General features: G+C 34.5%; 16 protein-coding genes. 12 read left to right on the top strand and 4 right to left on the bottom strand.

Going from position 1 to position 19,508, the window contains the following annotated elements:
- The first annotated feature begins 238 nt into the window (after positions 1-238).
- The 7 genes from FGG79_RS00005 to FGG79_RS00035 all read left to right on the top strand — a co-directional run bounded on the left by FGG79_RS00005 (position 239) and on the right by FGG79_RS00035 (position 9,305).
- On the top strand, positions 239-712 hold the full coding sequence (locus FGG79_RS00005; protein ID WP_098350496.1) for a GNAT family N-acetyltransferase: 474 nt from the start codon (positions 239-241) through the stop codon (positions 710-712).
- A gap of 230 nt (positions 713-942) precedes the next feature.
- Positions 943-2,088 carry a serine hydrolase domain-containing protein gene (locus FGG79_RS00010; protein ID WP_138775401.1) on the top strand — a complete coding sequence of 382 codons (1,146 nt, stop codon included), beginning with the start codon at positions 943-945 and terminating at the stop codon, positions 2,086-2,088.
- 1,052 nt (positions 2,089-3,140) lie between these two features.
- Positions 3,141-4,373, top strand: a complete 1,233-nt coding sequence (gene hemA / locus FGG79_RS00015) for a 5-aminolevulinate synthase (protein WP_138775403.1) — start codon at positions 3,141-3,143, stop codon at positions 4,371-4,373.
- A complete protein-coding gene (locus tag FGG79_RS00020) occupies positions 4,370-5,281 on the top strand; it encodes a DMT family transporter (protein ID WP_138775405.1) in 912 nt (303 codons plus the stop codon). The genes hemA and FGG79_RS00020 overlap by 4 nt, the downstream gene beginning before the upstream one ends.
- Positions 5,282-5,452: 171 nt before the next feature.
- Entirely contained in the window at positions 5,453-6,496 is a 1,044-nt protein-coding gene (locus FGG79_RS00025) for a PTS sugar transporter subunit IIC (protein ID WP_138775407.1), read from the top strand.
- 1,158 nt (positions 6,497-7,654) lie between these two features.
- Entirely contained in the window at positions 7,655-8,458 is an 804-nt protein-coding gene (locus FGG79_RS00030; RefSeq protein WP_171050725.1) for an ABC transporter permease subunit, read from the top strand.
- On the top strand, positions 8,436-9,305 hold the full coding sequence (locus FGG79_RS00035; protein ID WP_138775410.1) for an ABC transporter permease subunit: 870 nt from the start codon (positions 8,436-8,438) through the stop codon (positions 9,303-9,305). Before FGG79_RS00030 ends, FGG79_RS00035 begins: the two co-directional genes overlap by 23 nt.
- Before the next feature lie 126 nt (positions 9,306-9,431).
- Here FGG79_RS00035 and FGG79_RS00040 read toward each other — a convergent pair whose 3' ends face one another.
- From FGG79_RS00040 to FGG79_RS00050, 3 genes are all read right to left on the bottom strand, one after another.
- Entirely contained in the window at positions 9,432-9,971 is a 540-nt protein-coding gene (locus tag FGG79_RS00040; protein WP_138775412.1) for a thioredoxin domain-containing protein, read from the bottom strand.
- Between the two features lie 150 nt (positions 9,972-10,121).
- Positions 10,122-10,673 carry a MauE/DoxX family redox-associated membrane protein gene (locus FGG79_RS00045; RefSeq protein WP_171050726.1) on the bottom strand — a complete coding sequence of 184 codons (552 nt, stop codon included), beginning with the start codon at positions 10,671-10,673 and terminating at the stop codon, positions 10,122-10,124.
- Complete coding sequence (locus FGG79_RS00050; RefSeq protein ID WP_138775417.1) at positions 10,654-12,474, bottom strand: ABC transporter ATP-binding protein; 1,821 nt, start codon at positions 12,472-12,474, stop codon at positions 10,654-10,656. Before FGG79_RS00050 ends, FGG79_RS00045 begins: the two co-directional genes overlap by 20 nt.
- A 349-nt stretch (positions 12,475-12,823) precedes the next feature.
- Between FGG79_RS00050 and FGG79_RS00055 the strand changes: the two genes are divergently transcribed.
- Positions 12,824-13,354, top strand: a complete 531-nt coding sequence (locus FGG79_RS00055; protein ID WP_138775419.1) for a TlpA family protein disulfide reductase — start codon at positions 12,824-12,826, stop codon at positions 13,352-13,354.
- Between the two features lie 186 nt (positions 13,355-13,540).
- On the opposite strand, the gene FGG79_RS00060 is transcribed toward FGG79_RS00055, so the two are convergent.
- Positions 13,541-13,816, bottom strand: coding sequence for a hypothetical protein (locus FGG79_RS00060; RefSeq protein ID WP_171050727.1), 276 nt, complete (start codon positions 13,814-13,816; stop codon positions 13,541-13,543).
- A gap of 1,081 nt (positions 13,817-14,897) precedes the next feature.
- Here FGG79_RS00060 and FGG79_RS00065 point away from each other — a divergent pair.
- The 4 genes from FGG79_RS00065 (at position 14,898) to FGG79_RS00080 (ending at position 17,895) form a co-directional block, all read left to right on the top strand.
- Positions 14,898-15,305 carry a hypothetical protein gene (locus FGG79_RS00065; RefSeq protein ID WP_138775423.1) on the top strand — a complete coding sequence of 136 codons (408 nt, stop codon included), beginning with the start codon at positions 14,898-14,900 and terminating at the stop codon, positions 15,303-15,305.
- 225 nt (positions 15,306-15,530) lie between these two features.
- Positions 15,531-16,067 (top strand): sigma-70 family RNA polymerase sigma factor, encoded by a 537-nt coding sequence (locus FGG79_RS00070; RefSeq protein ID WP_346764011.1) that lies wholly within the window; start codon positions 15,531-15,533, stop codon positions 16,065-16,067.
- Entirely contained in the window at positions 16,051-17,073 is a 1,023-nt protein-coding gene (locus tag FGG79_RS00075; RefSeq protein WP_138775427.1) for a DUF4179 domain-containing protein, read from the top strand. The genes FGG79_RS00070 and FGG79_RS00075 overlap by 17 nt, the downstream gene beginning before the upstream one ends.
- Before the next feature lie 183 nt (positions 17,074-17,256).
- Entirely contained in the window at positions 17,257-17,895 is a 639-nt protein-coding gene (locus FGG79_RS00080; RefSeq protein WP_138775429.1) for a hypothetical protein, read from the top strand.
- The last annotated feature ends 1,613 nt before the right edge of the window (positions 17,896-19,508 follow it).

Below are 19,508 nucleotides of genomic sequence, written 5' to 3' on the forward strand. Positions count from 1 at the left end.
CGGTTTAATTGACGGGATCTAAGTCCCACGGGGGCGGACGTTCTACCCTGGCTACTGTTATAATAAGGCCATATAAAAAATGGTCAACCAGAAAAATCTAACATTCTGGTTAACCTTATAATACGAAAGGGGGCGATTGCAGCACAGTGATTCGCCTTTTATATTATCGAAGTAAGCATTTCAGGAGTTAATTTATTGATAACATTAGACGGTAATAGTACATAAATGGGGGGTAACAATGAATATCCGAATAGTGAAAGGGTCAGATTATTATACCTTAGCACCACTTATAAATGAGTGGTGGGGTGGAAGGAATATGTCTGATATGTTACCAAAATTATTTTTTGACCATTTTAAAAATACAAGTTTTATTGCGGAAAAAAATGGGGAAATTGTAGGCTTTCTAATAGGATTTCTATCCCAATCTCAACCTAAGGAGTCCTATATTCACTTTGTAGGAGTTCATCCTGAATTTAGAAAACACAATATTGGGAAAGAACTATATAATCAATTCATTAATGTAGTAAAACAAAATGGACGTAACATTGTCCGGTGTGTAACATCTCCTGTTAACAAAGTTTCGATTGCTTATCACACTAAGATGGGATTCGAGATTGAAGAAGGCGATAAAAAAATTGATGGCGTCTACGTTAATACTAATTATGATGGATTAAATCAAGACAGGGTATTATTTATAAAACATCTGGAATAATTATGATTTCTTCTTCAACTATTGGGGGCCATAACTTAAGATAAGCAAATTGATCCGGCAGTTACCCTTCTTCAATTATTGGGCAGGTTAATGGAATAAGACAGTATTTAAAAAGGGGGAAAATAATTGTTTAATATATTCAACTTTATATAACCGTTAATAAGGGGTCCGCCCTCCAGAAGTGAAGCTAATTATACTCACTAATAAATCATAAATGGAGGTCATTTAATATGAATGGACAAAGAAGCAAAGAATTAGATAAGGTATTAGATTTCTTAGAACAAAATAGGCTATTTAATGGAGTTGTGCTTTTATCCGAGGAAGGCAAACCATTTTACAAGAGAGCGTTAGGGAAGAGAACTATCTCAGAACAACATTCCCATAATTCGGTCTTTGAAATCGCCTCAATTTCAAAGAGCTTTACAGCAATGGCAATTATGATACTAATTGAAGAAGAAAAACTAAAATTAGACGATAATCTAAAAGCGTTTTTCCCTTATCTTCCATACCAAAACATCACAATTAAAAATATGCTAAATCACACCTCTGGATTGCCTGATTATATGGAATGGTTTGAGACAGAGGGTAACTGGGACCAAACAAAAATTGCAACAAATATAGATGTAATTAAATTCTTAAAAGACGAAGAGCCTGATGTATTGTTTCAAGTAAATGAAAAGTGGGAGTATTGTAATACAGGGTATGTATTGCTGGCAGAAATCATAGAAATGGTTTCAAAAATGGAGTATGGAGAATTCTTAAAGACAAGAATATTCGAACCGTTAAATATGATGAATACATCAACACATTCTCAATTCCTAGATGATGAAATTGAATATTTTTCGTTAGGGTATATCTACGATTGGGAACAGGATTTGTATAGACTTCCGAATGAAATCGAAGAGCATAAATATGTGTATTTCCTCGACGGAGTTAAAGGGGATGGAGGTATAAAATCAACCGTTGATGATTTACTAAAGTGGGAGCATTCTATATATAATAATGAGTTGGTATCAGAACAATCAAAGGAAATTATTATTAACCCAAATTATCTTAACGGAGATGCTTCCATTAAATATTGTCCTGGTTTGCACAAGGACTTGGGAGGATATGGTCTTGGATGGAAAATTGAAGACCATCCTCAATATAAAAAGATTGTACTTCACGATGGATATTGGGCAGGGTATTGTTCAGGTTTAATTAGTTACAAAGATTGTGACAAAGCTATCATTATGCTAAGCAACCTTGATTTTACCACTGATGAATTAAACAAGATTCCGCATTTGTTAACCCTCACCTTAGAGAAAGTTTTGTTTGGTGGAGAAGCAGAACTGCAAGAGTTTGAGCAATTAATTAAACCTACTTATGTAGAATAAGCGAGAGCGATATTCCGTTAAAGGGGGCTTTAATGGAATAGAGCTACAAAAAAGGCCAAGAGCAATTTATAATGCTCTTGGCCTCTTTTCATATACTTTTTCATCAAGCCACACTTAAGTTGTCTCGGAACAACGACTATTTTTAAGTTGTTTTTTTACCTATCAAAAATTTTAAGTTTGAATTTTTGAATAAAAATAACTCCGGACTAATACCGGAGTTATTGAAAGGAGTAATTATCCTGATGTTGGGACTATAATAACCAAATAACATTTTAATTATTTATGTTATAACTTAAATACGCATGTCATAACTTTAATAGCCTTTAACAGGAACACAACAAGAGGAGGATAGTCTCTAAATATAGCAATTTATCTATGCGTGAAATAGTAATTAACGCAACTAACTAGATAAATAAAAAACGCCAAGGATGCCTTAAAGGAAGGGATCCTTGGCGTTTTTCGTTATTACACATGTTACCCAGTAAATTCCCATTAACGACAAAATAGTTGACATTCAAACTCACGGCTTTAATTACGATTTTGATCGGAAACATTTTCACGACGCCCATTATCAAAACGATTAATACACTTTGCATCTACATCTTTATTACCTTAAGGAAAATACGCATTAACAAAAACTAGTTGAGTTTTTTCTGAAACGTATTTTCATCTTGATTATAAAATTATTCTAATCAAACTTTTTTTCAAACATAAAGCATTGTCCAATTATTATCACAAAATTATAAAATGAATTTCCAGTAATTTATTATGTCTTCTATCCCTTGGCATCATAAGCAATTAGACGCACAACTCATACATGATGAATAACCATATAGAATAACCTATAAAATTAATCTGAATATTTTTCATTATTTCAGTATTGCATTTCAGGTTGACATCTTACGAATTATTGGTATTATTGTATTCGAATTCCAAGTTAAATTTTTGAAATTAAATTCCTGTTCTATTCTGTTAATTTACTTATCAATATTTTTATCTTGAATGAATTAATAGAATTGAATAAAAAGGTAAAAATCAATGGAGGTTAAATTATGTATGAGGAAATTATTAACGAAAAGTTAAATAGTTTAAAGAAGAGTGGACAGTATCGTGACTTTATCACTATTAATCGTATGAGTGGCCAATATCCTTTAGCCCAATTAAACGGAAATGAGAATGGTAAACCTGTAGTTGTTTGGTGTAGTAACGACTATCTAGGAATGTCCCAACATCCTGCAGTAACTGAGGCTATGCATGATGCAATTAAGATGTATGGTGCTGGTTCAGGTGGATCTCGTAATATTGGAGGGACGCATTATCAATATGCCCAACTAGAATCGGCTCTAGCTGAATGGCATGGCAAAGAATCGGCTCTTGTTTTCCCTACTGGTTATGGTTCAAATGATGCAACGTTACAATGCTTATTAAGACTATTTCCCAATTGTATCGTTTTTTCAGATGAACGTAATCATGCCTCTATTATTAATGGAATTCGAAGTACTAAAGTTGAGAGATCTGTATTTAAACATAATAATGTGGAGCATTTAAAAGAATTACTAGCTGCCCAGCCACTTGACCGTCCAAAAATAATTGCTTTTGAATCAGTTTACTCAATGGATGGAGATATTTCACCAATTGAAGAAATTGTAACTCTTGCTAAAAAGTATAATGCTCTTACTTTTCTAGATGAGGTACATGCAATTGGCATGTATGGACCTAGAGGAGCAGGTATTGCTGCAGAACTAGGCATTGCTGACAAAGTAGATTTTATTCAAGGTACTATGGCCAAATCGATTGGAATAATAGGTGGGTATATTACTGCTTCAGCTTCACTAATTGATGCTGTTCGTTCTTTTGCATCAGGATTTATTTTCACCACTTCATTACCTCCAGCAGTGGTAGCTGCTTGTCATGCTAGTGTTGAGCATTTGAAGTCATCTGATCAAGAGAGAATCGCTTTACAAGACAAGACAAAAGATTTAAGAGAAAATCTTACTAAATCAGGTATTCCAATAATGGATTCTAGTGAAACACACATTCTTCCAATTTTAATCGGAGATGCAAAGAAATGTAAAAAAGCTGCTAAAAGATTACTCGAGGAACATCATATATACATACAACCTATTAATTCTCCAACAGTAGATGTTGGTACAGAGCGTTTTAGAGTTAATGTTACACCTAACCATACTGAGGAACAGATACTACATTTAACAGATGCTTTAAAAGAAGTTTTCACTCATTTTGATATTCCTTTTTCAGATAGAAAAGAATTATCATACTTATGACAATCTTAATGTACATTTTTTGTTTATTAGTTTGGGGACTTAATTTTATTGCCGTAAAGATTCAAGGTACACCTGTAAGTTTAGAGTTATCTTTAACATACCGTTTAATTATGACAGCTATTCTATTTACTATTCTGGTGTGTTTTCTTAGACCTAAAGGAAAACCTTTGAAAAAAGATGTTCCATTTATTATTGTGTTTGGTGTATGTAATTTTGCATTAAGCTATTTATGTCTCTATTATGCGACCATTTTAAGTTCAGCAGCGATAGTTACATTAATATTTTCATTGAAAGTTATTTTAACACCGATTGCTCTTCGGATTTTTTTGAAAGAACAATTACATTTACGAATCTTAATTGGCGGAATACTTGGTGTGCTAGGTGTTATTGTTGTTATTTATCCAAGTTTAGATAATATTCATGGATTTAATGATGTAAAAGGAATTCTGATTGCAGTTCTTGGTACCATCATTACTGCCATAGGTGATGCTAGTTCAGCAAGAAATGCGAAGAAAAAAGTAAACCCAATCTATGCAAATGCGATTGGGTTTATAGCAGGAGGAATTCTCTTAGGAGCGGTTGTGTACTTTCAAGGACAAGAAGTTAGTCTACCGACATCTATTTCATACTTATCTGCTCTTCTATACCTAACAATATTGGCTTCCTTTGGAGCGTGGCTCTTCTACTTAAAACTTGTAGAGAAAATTGGTGGAGCAAAAAGTGGATACATGGTTGCTCTTTTCCCTGCTATTGGAGGAGTAGCTTCAGTAATAATAGGCGAATCTAAAGGATCCATTTACTTGGTAATTGGTTGCTTGTTTAGTTGTATAGGTGCTGCTATTGCATTAGGTTTAGGCACGTATTTTCGAAAGGTAATCTTGAATGAGAAAAATTCGGTTAATGTTTAATTAAAACAAAAGTCTAATTGTTACAAAAGAGTTGCACCATTTCGGAATCAAAAGCACTCAAAAATGAGCGTACATTATGCTTATTATGTACACTCATTTTTTTAAAATTAAACAATCTAATAGAAATAAATATATTATTATTAAATTGTCTACTATAGGGAGATAAGCGAAATGGAAATCTTTAAAGGTACGATTCTATTAATAATCGTTTTAGTTTTTTTCACATTGTTCAGTTATAGAGCTCCAAAAGGAATGAAAGCAATGGGAGCTCTTGCAAGTGCAGCAGTAGCTGCGTTTTTAGTAGAGGCCTTTCAATTGTATGTTGGTGGGGATTTATTAGGCATAGGATTTCTTGGCGAAGTTGGAACCGCTGCTGGGGGTATGGGTGGTGTCGCAGCTGCAGCCCTTGTAGCCCTTGCATTAGGTGTATCTCCTGTGTATGCGTTGATGCTAGGAATATCTTGTGCTGGTATGGGATTATTACCAGGCTTCATTGCAGGCTATCTCGTATCTTTTATAGTGAAAAAAATTGAAAGTAAGGTGCCAGCTGGTCTTGATCTTATTGTTACAATCATCGTTGCGGCACCGCTTGTACGATTAATTGCTGTGAATGTAAGTCCTATAGTAGATGCAACGTTACTCAATATTGGGGGCATAATTGCTGAGACAGCGAACAGTAATCCAATAATAATGGGAATAATTCTTGGTGGGGTGATCACAGTTGTAGCGACTGCACCTTTGAGCTCTATGGCACTTACAGCTATGCTTGGGTTAACAGGTCTACCGATGGCAATTGGCGCTTTAGCAGTTTTCGGATCTTCTTTCATGAACTATGTTTTATTTGATCGAATGAAATTTGGTAATAGAAGAACGACGATTTCGGTTGCAATTGAACCCTTAACACAGGCGGATATCATTTCCGCAAACCCTATACCTGTTTATGTAACAAACTTTATTGGTGGAGCAGCAGCAGGGATTGTTGTAGCATCGGCCGGCTTAATTAATAATGCACCAGGAACGGCAACACCTATTGCAGGTCTTGCTGTGATGTATGGATTTAATGATCCTCTGAAAGTAACGATTACAGCCTTTATTTGTGCAACAGTAGGTGCGCTAAGCGGACTTCTTGGGTCCATTATTTTTAAAAAATTTAAAATTCGGACTGTATCAGATTTAGAGAAGAAAAATTCGCAACAGGCTAAAGAAGTAGCTTAAACGTCCTATTTTGTTGTAAAACTTGATTCTTTCCAATATAGAAAAAAGAGTGTTGAAGAAGGTTAACGGGTGCGTGAACTCACACTTTGTTTCTTGTTATAAAGTCAATGGGTTTACTATTTTTATTTTTAATTTTTATACAAAACATATAGGATTCCCTTTACGGAGACAGCTCTTAATTTCAAAGCTATATTCGAACGAATATAGCTTTGAAATTACAAGTATAATACTATGTGATATGAATCTTGCAACTGTCCATCAGCAGATAAAACTGACTTAAAAACACGATAGCTCATTTCAAAGTATAACTAACACAGTAAAAATCATCACAATGTAAACAGGTATTTAAGTTGTAACATAAACTAACTTTTAATCATCAATATACCGCTCGTTAGTTCAAGTCTATAGGAAATATAGTTGTGATATCAGTGATAGCAGAATTAAATTCAATCCCGAAGTAACAACTCATGTTATAACATTAATTCAGATATTACAACTTTAATTCCTTTACACACACAATTAAAGGGGAGCTTTCTCCTTTTTTATAAAACTTTTTAATCTATGCGTGAAATAGTAATTAACGAAACTAACTAAATATATGAAAAACGCCAAGGATCCTTGATAGGGAGGGAACCTTGGCGTTTTTCGTTCTTACATACGTTACCCTGAAAATTCCCATTAACGAAAAAATCTATTCTCCTTAAATATTTTTAGAAGGGTTTTGGTAATTATATGGTAAACTAAATATTAGGAGAGTTCGGATATCAAATAACCAATTTAAACTTAACTAACTGAGTTTCGTCTAATTATGGAGGATATTACTGGAGAAGTTGTCAAGTTTGAAATATTAGGTATTCCAATTAAAAGGCGCTTGTAGAATAAATACGGATTTAAACATGTTCAAGTAAAGGGCAACCTTTTTTTGTGAAAGTTTTACTTGAGTTTGGCAGTTATTTTTAAAATCATTGTTATTAAGATAAAGTTTTGGATGGTGTGTTTCAATAATAGAGTCTTATCATCTAATAGGAGGATAAAATGCTCAAAAAATTCGCAAGACTTTTTCCAATACTCTTTTTTTTATCTACGAGTGTTATCCTCGTATGTCACTTACCTGCACTAATATTTAAAGATATACCTCCACCCGAGGATAAACCAATGATGCAATTACAAAAATCCATAGGATTTTACCCAGGTAACTTCTATTCGGAGATAAGAAATACATTGGTTGAAATCATTAATTGGAAAGAAATTTCCTACATTGCACAGGGAACCAATGTCGAGAGAAATGTTTTTCCTTACATAATTGAAACCTATACGTACTCTCTTACTCTTTTGTTTGTTTCGTTGTTAATAGCTTTACTGTTTGCTATTACCCTAACAACTTCCACTTTTTATTTCTCCAGCAAGGCTCAAAAGGCAGTTAAATTTGTTCTAAATTTACTTGAAGCCCTGCCGGATGTGTTTGTTGTTTTTTCGTTACAATTGGGTGCCATTTGGATCTTCAAGAACACTAGTTTGCTCATTACAGAGCCTTACGCTTTATCAGGTCAAAAAATTTATTTCCTTCCCATCCTTACTCTATCATTGATTCCAACGATTTATTTATATAAATCCACGTTAATGATGTATGAGCAGGAATTGAACAAACCTTATGTAGAACTTGGAATTGCTAAAGGATTAGACAAGCTATACATATTACTGCGTCACATTTTTCCTAATGTATTACTTTCCTTTTTCTATAACCTAAAGTATATCTACCTTATGATGATATCCAACGTGATAATTTTGGAATACATGTATAACATTTTCGGCTTATTAAAATTCATGATCAATCACCCAACCTACGAAATAATAACAGTGGGCATTCTTCTACTAACTATTCCACTGTTTGTTGCCTTTTTCTTAATCGACGCTTTGCTACCCAAAGGAGTGGTTTATTATGATCAAAAAGCTGTTCTATAACCTTAGTTTTATAAGCGGAGTAATTCTCCTACTTATAATAATTTCAACCAGCATCATCAATACTCAATATTATGATCAAAATACAATGGGAACACCTCAGAAAGAATCGGAATATGATAAGCCGGCCCCGCCCTCCTTAGAACATCTCTTCGGAACTAACGAAGGAGGGGAAGATATGTTTGACCGCATCTTAAGAAAGACAGTCCCCACATTAAAAATGGCTATATTTGTAACGATTGGACGAATGGGAATAGGTATATTAATAGGCTCACTTTATGGCATGTTTCAAAATTTAAAATCAATTGATATATTAATTGAAGGGTTTAACTTTGTCCCATCAACTTTGCTAGCATTCATTATTCTTAATGGCTTGCACTTTGTAGACTTTAAGTTTTTTATGGAAAACCCCGATTTTAGATGGAATTTCACAGCATATACTTTAATAATAGTAGGCATCCCCTCTCTAATGCAATTGGTTGGGAAAGAAACAAGGTTAGTCCTTCAAAACGAATTCATTACAAGCTCCAAAGTTTTAGGCGGCCGAAGATTTCATATTCTAAGTAAGCATGTTATTCCAAGTGTGAGAGGTAGGCTTGTATTACTATTCAATAGCCAATTAATTTCTGTCTTAACTTTAATGATGCATGTATCTATCCTTGGTTTTTTTATCTCAGGATGGACAGATACGATAGGAAAAAATTACTTTGAATTAATACTTTCACCGTGGCTCGTTTTCTTCCCAGTCCTTTTATTTGCTTTGTTAATTATTTCTATAACATTGATTTCCGGTGGAATAAGAGCTATATATGAAGGTGAATATCTAAGAAGAAAGGCTTCGAATTTTTAGAAACCGTCAAAAATAAGGACTAAAATGATAAGAATTAAAAAACCAGAAGTTGACCGAACTAGTCAATTTCTGGTTTTTTATTAAAAGTAAATAATCGATAGGAGTATGCAACTTAATACAACAATATTAAAAATTTTCAATAAATTGATTATAAGTATTGGTCTTAGTTAAGTTTTCCCAAGATTGTAACTGTATTGCTTCTTCGATAACTCCTTGTTTATTTATTAAAATTGCTCTTGGAACTCCTGAAAGTTGATATTTAGAAAATAAAAATGGTGAATGTAAATAGGAGTATTCAGACTCTTGTATTTTTTCTTTGTATAAAGGATCAAGATCTGAATTACTGATGAAGATCAAATTTCCTATATTTGACCTTAGGTTGTTCAATAAATATTTACACCCAGGGCAAGTAGCTGATACAAAAATCAAAATAATAGGGGAGGTCATGTTGGGACCAACTCTTATAGTTTTTTTTGATTGATCGATAGTTTTAAAAACTGGAGCAACAGTCCCGACCGGAATCCCTTTATTAAATACCACCCCTTTAGCCATTTGAATTCGGTTAGCAAAATTATTTAATCTTTTACTTAAGCAGTAAATCAACAACCCTTCGAGTATTACAATTATACATAACATTAAGTAACTATAAATAATCAATTTAGGCATTACTATTATTCCCAATTCTTTCAATTCGTTTTAAAAATCCACTTAAAGAACTCACGAAGAAATACAAAATTATTCCCTCAATTGTAACTGCTAGCCATAAAATCAAGTAACTAATAATCCAAAACTTCTCCACATTCAACACTCTCCTCACTATAGGGTTTTCAAGAATTTCCGTGTTTCAAAGACTTTTATTCCTAAACTATATAAAATTAATATTAATAAGATAAGGGAATTGATAACTATGTATTGATAATTTAGGTTGAATACAAAAAATCCTTTAGGCGCATTTTCAGATAATAAGGCCCACAATCCAGACCATAGTAAGATAGTTATCAAAGTTACATTACGAATTACCAGGTAATAAGAGATTTTATGATTTCCTAATACACCTGAGCATCCACAGTCGATTTCTGTTCTGCCTTTTCTTAGGTTAACTAGAATAGCTAGTGTATATATCATCAATAATATTGAAGAAATTACGAGTGATATTTTTAGAAAAGTTCCAGTTATAAGTAATATACCTAACAAAATTTCTAGTGTTATATCCATCCAACTAAAAAAGATCACATATTTAAGAGGGATGACTTGATAGGCATAAACACTTGAAATATGCTCCTGTTTTTTATACAACTTTGATAATCCAGTGGATACAAAAATATAACCAAATATTAAGCAAACAATTTTAAAAACTAAAAGTTCCATGATGTTTAACCTCCTCATTTGAAGAATCCATATTATTGAACATATTTGCTTGTAAGTTGTATAGACGGCGATATTCACTATCCCAGTTAAATAACTCCTTATGAGTGCCATCTTCAACAATCTCTCCATTTTTCATAACGATTATCCGATCTGCAAATTGACAGGCATACATTCTGTGAGAGATAAAAATCGTTGTTTTTTTAGAAGCAATCTCATTGAATTTTTGATATAAAAAAGCTTCCGTCAGGGGGTCAAGAGAGGCTGTGGGTTCATCAAGTATGAGTAGCTTAGCTTTCTTAATAAACGCTCTCGCTAATGCAATCCTTTGCCATTGGCCACCGGAAAGGTCGTAACTGTCTTTAAATATCCGGCCTAACCTGGTGTCATAGCTCTTTGGCAATTCGTTGATAAAAGAGTCCGCATCTGCCAACATTGCAGCGTTTTTAATATCGTTTTCTTCACTTTCTATATTTCCTAACTGGATATTTTCACGAACCGAAAAGAAATATTGAATAAAATCTTGAAAGATTACAGCTAGGTTTTTATAAAGGTCCTTTTTACTTATGTCCTTATTAGATATTTCATCGAAATATATTTGCCCTTTATCAACTTCGTAGAGACCTACAAGACATTTTATTAAGGTTGATTTCCCGGAACCGTTTTCACCTACTACAATTACTTTTTCGTTTGGATTAATTTGAAGATTAATATTTTTTAAAGTTTCTATTTTGCTCTGCGGGTAACTGAAAGTTAAGTTTTCTACTTTTATTCCTTTAGTTAGTGGGGGAAATGGCAACAATTTGTTTTCACTATTACTAGGTTCTTCTTCGAAATCTAAAAGTTTAATATAATCTTCGATAAATAATTTTTCACTACCTATTTTCGCTAGTAGTAGCGCTACCATGTTCATTGTTGTTTGCGATCTTTGAACGGATTGAAAAATGGCAACAAATCCACCAATTGCCAAAGAAAGTGCAACTGCTCTGTTTATGACGACTACTATCGATACAGCAAATAGCAGTGAAGAGATGATATTTACTATTAAATTACTTTTCAACTGAGAATAAATTAGGGATAAGAAATCGGTTGTATTTCCTTTAAACAACTTGGACCACTTTTTGAATAAAAAATCATATGTACTATTAATTCTAATCTCTTTGTTAGACTCTCTTGCTGTAAGTAGTGAGTATATGTATTGATGTTCTCGAGCAGAAGGAGTTTGATACCTCAACAGGTGAAATTGTTGCTTACCAAATTTCAAATGAAATAGGAAAGTGGGTACTACCGAGCATAAAATGATTAGTGATATGATCCAATCAAAGCTAATTATGTAAATAATCAATGAGAAAAGAGTTATGCAATGCCTAAAAAGCTGAAGTGAATTATTTACCGGTCTAACAAATCTATTTCCTAGATCCCCTTGAGTTCTGCTTAAATAATTATAAAAATTATGATCTTCAAAACTTGAGTATTTCACATTTTGAATTTTATCCATTAACCTCTCTCTCAATACATAGTCAACATTCACCTCTAATTTCCTATTTAAATATTCATCCACTTTATCACATGATACTGTCGAAATTATGACAACAAACTGGAGAAATAAATAATAAATAACATTTTGATAACTACTTCCTGTACCAGTTATGTATTGCTCAACTGCATTAATTAATCTTGCAAAGACAAATATCGATAGTAAAGGGGAAAAACCTTGAAAAATTTTAATCAATAACGATTTAAAAAAAGTATTTTTTTCTGTTTTCAAAATGAGGGATAAAGAATAGAAGACACTGTTCAGCATAAAAGACACCTTCCTGAAAAAATTACAAATTTTGAGTTAATTTATAATTTTATGACAATTTTACAAAATTTATGATATCATTAAATAGAGAAAAATGGAAGGGGGTGCGATTATTGAAAGGAATTCAACTTTACCCAATTTATTGTGATTGTGAGCGAATGAGCTGTGATTTTGGTGGATGTCCCGATGACAATGCATATGGTAACGCCTACCTAACTGCATATGATTGTAGAAATGGAGAAGTATGCGGAACAGTTAAACAAGAATGCGCATGCTAAATTTAAGGATACTTAGCGAAAAAGAAGTTAGTAGTTTACTAACTTCTTTTTTTGGTAGTAGGGGGAATTCAATGATGATTTTAGCTCTAGGAATTGTAAACTTGCTTTTATTATTAGGAGTATATAAAGAGTTAACTAGACTACAAAAAAAAACAAACAATATATCCACTTTTAAAAAAAATATCCAGTCAAGCGGTCCTGCGGTAGGAACCACTGTGGCTAAACTCAAATTAGAATCCATAAACGGAGAAAGTATAACAATTGGTGATAAGGATACTGTTTTATTAGTCGTGGATGTAAGATGTTCTTATTGCAGTCCAGACATTGATCAATTTATTAGCGCGTCATTTAATAATAAAAATATTAATTTTATGTTAGTAGTAAATGGATCACAAGAGGAAATAAAAAAATTAGCACCTACAAATGTACCAGATTCTTTTAATACATTGATTGCATCCAAAACTTTTTTAATGGACTATAAGGTTAAACTTTTCCCTACATTTATAGTCTTATCCTCTTCTGGAAAAGTAATGGGGCTTCCAAAGATTACTTCACAACTGGAAAATATGATTTCAACAAAAATGGTCAATTTCTTACAATAGCCGATTTTCCGCTTTTTCAAAACCTTTTGAGACATGAGAAGAGTTTGATGTTTACTACCAAGGGCTTGTTTGGCCACATCAAACCCTCACCAATGGGGCTGAATACTGGAATAACAGAAATAGAAACAGTATTGAACCCTGGGAAAACGGAAAAATAATTGAGATCAGAGAGTAATGCCCAAGCAATCATAGCCACTCCACTAATGACGGTATTCTCAGGAGACCGTTTTTTGTTAGATTCCGATACTTCACTTTTATTTTCAGTTGTGGATCGAGAAAAATGAATCGATCATTCTCATCCACAACGAAGTCTCTATATTGCTTGTAAAGCTCTTGGCGGCTGTGTGGGGTCATAAATTCCACTAATCCAGCGTATTTTCGTTCTTCAAAGTTTAGCCGTAATCCGAAATCACCTTTTCTTAACCCCGATATATAGACATTTTCATACTTGTAATTTATCACTTTCAACCAGTCTTGGGAGCGTTTATTAATTTGATATTTGAGTCTGCCTTTTTCATAACGATGCCCTCCTAATCATGCTGCTTGAATAATTCAAAGTATTGAACTCCTTTTCCCCCAATCCATTGGAATTTATTGAGTAAAGAAGTATCTTCAGCTATAACATAACGTCTTCAAGAACCTCTTTACTTTCTACTAACGGCAAGTTGGTGATCTTTTCCCTATTGAAATAGAGTATACGAAATGGTATGTGCGAACTTCTTTGACTTAAAGCGCTCCATTACGGCTTCGAAGTCTGGCCAAGTCCCACGGGGGCGGACGTTCTACCCTGGCTACTGTTATAATAAGACCATATAAAAAAAGGTCAACCAGAAATATCTAGAATTCTGGTTAACCTTATAATACGAATGGGCAGGATTAAGGAATAAACGGATAAGGAGGTAACTTGACTTTAAGATGGGGTGGTTTTATTTCAATTTCGCTAATAAAATTATGTTTTTTTCTTCACTCTTAGTTTTATAGAGAACCCTCAAGAAGGTGATAAACATGTTGCTGTACAGTCAAAGATAGCAGCAATTGTTTGTCTTGGGTTATCCCTTTTTATTCTTTTCTTATAATTGCATATGAACTCTAAATACAATCTTTTGCTTATGAGGACTTATCAGGAACGGGATGAGTTTTTTTAGTTTCAAATATTTTTTGAGACCACTGCTTGATTTTGAAATAATTTTTATTAAGCTAAATTGCAGATTAATAAAGCTTTTAAACAATAGTTAACCATTTCCTTTCCTTCTGTTAATTCCAAAGCTTGAGATAAGGTATTTATTGCAGTCTCACTTTTCGTGAACTTCAAAAAGGCAAATCCCTTTATGCCAACGAACATATTGCATTAGATTTATATCATTCAAATAAAATAGCCTACTTTCAAGGGACAGTACTAAACTATACAATTTGTCGTATCTTTGATTCGTTCTTAAAGAGTCCATCTCGTCTATTGATTCTTGAACATAGTCTAAATTTGGTGTATAGGGAACGAAGGATCCGCTTGTCCACAAGAGGATCGAGCGAATTAGGTCAACCCGTCGTGGCACAACCCAGGCGTAAAGCCTCAACGCGAAACCGTTCTGAAAGCGTCCCGCAGAGACCGAGTATTGGGCCCCGTGTGTCAACACGCTCTAAGGATAACGCCATCCGTACAACCACTGATTCACCGGCAGTGCGCCCGTCTACCCGACCGCAAAATTCAACATCCAGCCGTACCGAGGTGTATGGGGAGCGGAGGGAAGCCAAGAAGCTCACAGCTCCCATTCAGTTCGTCCTGGTGATGTTTATTGTGGTAGTCGTCTCGGTATTTGCGTTCGGGTTGTTAAGGGGAGACCCTACGGCCCAACGACCTGATCGTCCGGATCAGGAGCGCGGGGCAGGGACGGAGGTTTTCTATGAAAAAGAGGGAACAACCAGTACAAACACTGGTATTCTCCGCGGTCACTGATCTAACAGTACCAAAGATAAAAAGCACAGGGCTTATAGTTCTGTGCTTTAGGTGATTATATAATGATTAATTATTGGACTGGTTAATCGAACTAAATAAAATATTGTATTTAATTTCTCCAAGTATCCCCTCGTATGCCACCCCCCCTGTAGTAAACTTTCTAGAATAATTTTGTTTCCTATGAAACTTTTTACGAGTTTTTTTAGTCTAACGGTTAGAAAAGAGGTGAACATCTTGATTGAACAAATAATTAAAAAGGCGAGATCCGGAGATGAAAAAGCGTTTGAAGAATTACTTCGAATAGAGAGAGAGAGACTTTATCGTATGGCATACCTCTACGTGAAGAATGAAGATGATGCCCTCGATATTGTTCAGGAGACCGCATGCAGGGCTTTTACGTCTATTAAGAGATTAAAAAGACCTGAATACTTTTCAACTTGGCTGACCAGGATACTGATAAACTCTGCTCTCGATTTTATAAAAAAGAAGAAGAATGTAATCCCATTCGACGATATTAGCATCTTCCCCGAGGAGGAGGATACCTCCCTGGAGGATAATATGGACTTAGTAGAAGCCATTAATCGATTAGATGACCACTATAAAACAGTTGTCATTTTAAGATACCAACAAGACTTACCCTTAAAAGAAATATCATCCATTTTAAAGTGTCCGGAAGGAACAGTAAAAACTAGAATTCGCAGGGCTCTTAATCAACTAAAAAATGAATTAAAAAGGGGTGTCCCGGATGGACAATCTATCTAAAGATGTAAAAAAGGTGATGGAGCAAATAAACATACCTGAAGAGAAATTGAATCAATCTATTAAAGTCGGAGTCCAAAAAGCAAAAAGAGAAAAGAAGTTAAGAATTAAAAAATGGTCTTATGTTTGTAGTGTAGCTGTTCTGATATTTGGGCTTTTTCTTGGTTCGGCATCAGTCTCCCCTACAATGGCAAAAATTGCGTCTAAAATCCCTATATTGGGACAAATATTTTATTCCGATGCTGATGTAGGTTACCTCATTTCCGATAAACTTGAAGAAAACGGATATAAAAGTTCTATTCAGATTTCGAGTTCTAATAAAGAAATTAACATAAGAATAGAAGACCCTATGGACGATGAACAAAAACGAAAAAAGGTAGCAGGTATCGCTCAGAGCATCTTAGATGCCAAACAATATGACGCCTATTCAGTAACGGTTGCTAGTGACACAAACGCGCCTACAGAGGAGCCTATTAAGGACGAAGCTGTACAAAAAGAAAGCGCAAGATTTCAATCGATTGATGCAGAGCTACGAGAAGAATTAAAGCAAAGAAATATTGAAGTATGGAGCATTATGTCAATGAATAATTCTAATACTCTTGTTTTAAACATTCCTGATACAGAAACTAGAACAGAGGAGATAAAACAAATCGCAAACGAAATCTTCGAAAAAAATCAGATAACATCTATCTCACTTGATATAAAGAAAGTTAAATTAGATAAGAAAGAGCAAGAAAGTAGATGGGCTGAAATAGTACGTTTAATTCAGGGCGATTTAAAAGGGAAAAAAGAGTATAAAGTAAGAACTGTAGGTTTCACTGTAAATCCCAAGCCTACAATACTAGTGGATTTGTCTATTTCCAATGTAGATGATCGAGCAAAAAGATTTGCTAAGGAGCTCGAAACGGTTATCAATGATTCCTTGGATTCTGAACAGATTCAGCCAAAAGTTAAAAACGATAACTATAAAATAGAAATATACAATTCAAAAGGAAAAAAACTAAATTAAATTCATTTCTTAAAAGCTGAAAATCTAAATAGTGATTTCAGCTTTTTTTCTGTTTTTAAAATGAAACATGGCACAGATCGACAAAAATAGTAAAAATGACTCATATTATTATAAATTATACCAATTTAGTAAACAGAATGGTATATTGATAGGTGGATTTAACAATAAAAAGGGGGAAACGAAATGAAAAAAGCTTTAAGCACTATTGCAATCGTTACAGGTTTATTTGTCTCTACTTCCATGACATCACTAGCCGCACAAGGGGAGGAGAGTATTGCTGTTAAGCCTAGCGTAATGCCCGAAAACAATGAAGCTGTTCAAGTAATAGATTTAGAAACGATGGGGTTGTCAAAGGACACTCTGAATAGAATTGCTGTAAATGGTGATACACAAAGTACCATCCAAAGGGCGGCAGGGTGGCAATTGCTGGACCCATCACATACAGTGTGGCCAAATGCTGATAATGGAACTTGGAACACTACAAATTGGGATTACATATCACAATCGTACACTTCAGTAGATGGAGGAAATATTGGCTGGTCGGTTAGTAATTTATCTGGTGTTTGGCAAGGTGGAGGATACCTTCCTCCTACAGCAGCAAAGATTGAAGTTATGGTGTATGAAGATGACGGAATATGGTCAGACGATGACTATATTTCGAAGTTTAATGTATACCCATTTGATGGCGATCAACAAAAAATGTTTAGTGTGCCCGTTGGCGGATGGGCCGATGGGGCAAATGCTAAAGCAGAAGTTGAATTTCGATATACTTACAATTTCACAGCAGCTAATACCGAAGGTATTGGTCATGTCTGGGATTGATAACAGATCATATTAGTAATTAGACTTGGGTCACCGAAAGGCTTAGAGAAATAAAAATTCTCTAAGCCTATTTATTTTACGGTAGTCAATTTCATATCCTCACAGGGGATTTTTGCTCTTCACCTACGTATAGTATTTCTACTTTAGGGGGCCTTTTACTCGCCCTTTTAATCCAATGTTTATTTTCGTGCAGTTGTTCTCCAGCTTTCTCTTTGAACATTTAAATAGACATTTTTCAACAAACGGGGGCATTAGTTGAAGATGAGATCAACATAAGACCACACACTTTAGATATGTCTAATATGTGTTGGTCTATTAATACCAAGCGTTAAAGTCCTCTAACCTAAATATAACATTGGCTTTATAAGTATATGGATGATCGAGATGGTGATGGACTAGTAGGTGAGTAAACAGTTGCTATGTAATACAAATATAATGTCATATATGGTATTCCGTCTGAAAAATGCCAAGGATCCTTGTTATAAAAAGGATTTTGGCATTTTTCATTGTGTCATAAGTTACTCATAAAATCCCCATTAACGACGAAGCAGAAGATATTCTAGAGGTCAGTAAGCTAAGATTCTTATTCTTCCGTTAAAGGGCCATTTAATGGGTGAGAAATGTTCTTGGCTTAAATGAAATGTGGTCACACAATTTCGGTAAAGGTCAGGCAGTTTTAGTCTTCTAAAACTGAAGGGTTAAATCAAAGAGTCGAATGAGGAAGTAACGTTCTGAAAGGCTCTCCCTGCGTCGAGTAGCACACTGATTAGTAAGAAATAGTGTGTTATAAGCTCGGCTAATAGGCATGAGAATTCACCGTAACAGTTTTGCTGACGAAAGCCTACCCGAGGGGGAGGTGTGAATCATGGTGCTTGGGTTGAACAAATATGGTGAGAATGCAATGTAAATACAATAAGATACTGTATTGCTGACGAACTTCCGAATGTACGGGTCTAGAATGGCAGTACACAGAAATGTGTATATCACCAAATGTGAGGTTAGCTTTGGATGAGTAAGAATCTATTATATAAAAGTCCATCTTGTGTTACAGGCACATGCGATGCTAACAGGCTTATAGGAAGCACCTAAGTTTGTTCCATAATAGATATAACTCAACATTGTAAGCTGATAACGTGGAGAGCTTACTCTCGGTGAAGCGTTGGAAAGGAAAATAGTCGTGAGACTAGTGATTGTATAACTTTTCTTCATATCAGTGAAAGTGGTGGCACAGTACCGGTGAAGCGTGTAATGAACGCAGAGGGATAGCCACTAGACTAATAAAAGATTCATTCTCCATGTAAGGCAGTTCTTAAACGATTAATAAGGTTCTTGTAAGACTAATAGAGGTTCAGTTCCAAAAGGAGCTACCGACTTGTTAAAACGAAAGAAGCTGAGGCACAACGAGTATTATGACATGCAATCTCATTTTGATTCTTTGTAAGGGTCTAGAGTTAAAGCATAAGGAAACTTATGTCCCATCTTACGATGGGGTGAGTGGTGTAGAGTAAAATTCTGCCCTCTGAAATACGCTATACCGGACTACGGCGGTATCAAGCTCACAGGCTTAAAGGAAGCACCTGTTTCTAGTATGTATAGCTATGTTGAAAGGTACT

This window comes from Bacillus sp. BHET2, from assembly GCF_005938125.1.
Classification (GTDB): Bacteria; Bacillota; Bacilli; order Bacillales; family Bacillaceae_B; genus Rossellomorea.

Coding starts and splice junctions, on each gene's coding strand:
- FGG79_RS00005 (WP_098350496.1), top strand. CDS start 239: ATGAATATCCGAATAGTGAAAGGGTCAGATTATTATACCTTAGCACCA.
- FGG79_RS00010 (WP_138775401.1), top strand. CDS start 943: ATGAATGGACAAAGAAGCAAAGAATTAGATAAGGTATTAGATTTCTTA.
- hemA (WP_138775403.1), top strand. CDS start 3,141: ATGTATGAGGAAATTATTAACGAAAAGTTAAATAGTTTAAAGAAGAGT.
- FGG79_RS00020 (WP_138775405.1), top strand. CDS start 4,370: ATGACAATCTTAATGTACATTTTTTGTTTATTAGTTTGGGGACTTAAT.
- FGG79_RS00025 (WP_138775407.1), top strand. CDS start 5,453: ATGGAAATCTTTAAAGGTACGATTCTATTAATAATCGTTTTAGTTTTT.
- FGG79_RS00030 (WP_171050725.1), top strand. CDS start 7,655: ATGCAATTACAAAAATCCATAGGATTTTACCCAGGTAACTTCTATTCG.
- FGG79_RS00035 (WP_138775410.1), top strand. CDS start 8,436: ATGATCAAAAAGCTGTTCTATAACCTTAGTTTTATAAGCGGAGTAATT.
- FGG79_RS00040 (WP_138775412.1), bottom strand. CDS start 9,971: ATGCCTAAATTGATTATTTATAGTTACTTAATGTTATGTATAATTGTA.
- FGG79_RS00045 (WP_171050726.1), bottom strand. CDS start 10,673: ATGGAACTTTTAGTTTTTAAAATTGTTTGCTTAATATTTGGTTATATT.
- FGG79_RS00050 (WP_138775417.1), bottom strand. CDS start 12,474: ATGCTGAACAGTGTCTTCTATTCTTTATCCCTCATTTTGAAAACAGAA.
- FGG79_RS00055 (WP_138775419.1), top strand. CDS start 12,824: ATGATGATTTTAGCTCTAGGAATTGTAAACTTGCTTTTATTATTAGGA.
- FGG79_RS00075 (WP_138775427.1), top strand. CDS start 16,051: ATGGACAATCTATCTAAAGATGTAAAAAAGGTGATGGAGCAAATAAAC.
- FGG79_RS00080 (WP_138775429.1), top strand. CDS start 17,257: ATGAAAAAAGCTTTAAGCACTATTGCAATCGTTACAGGTTTATTTGTC.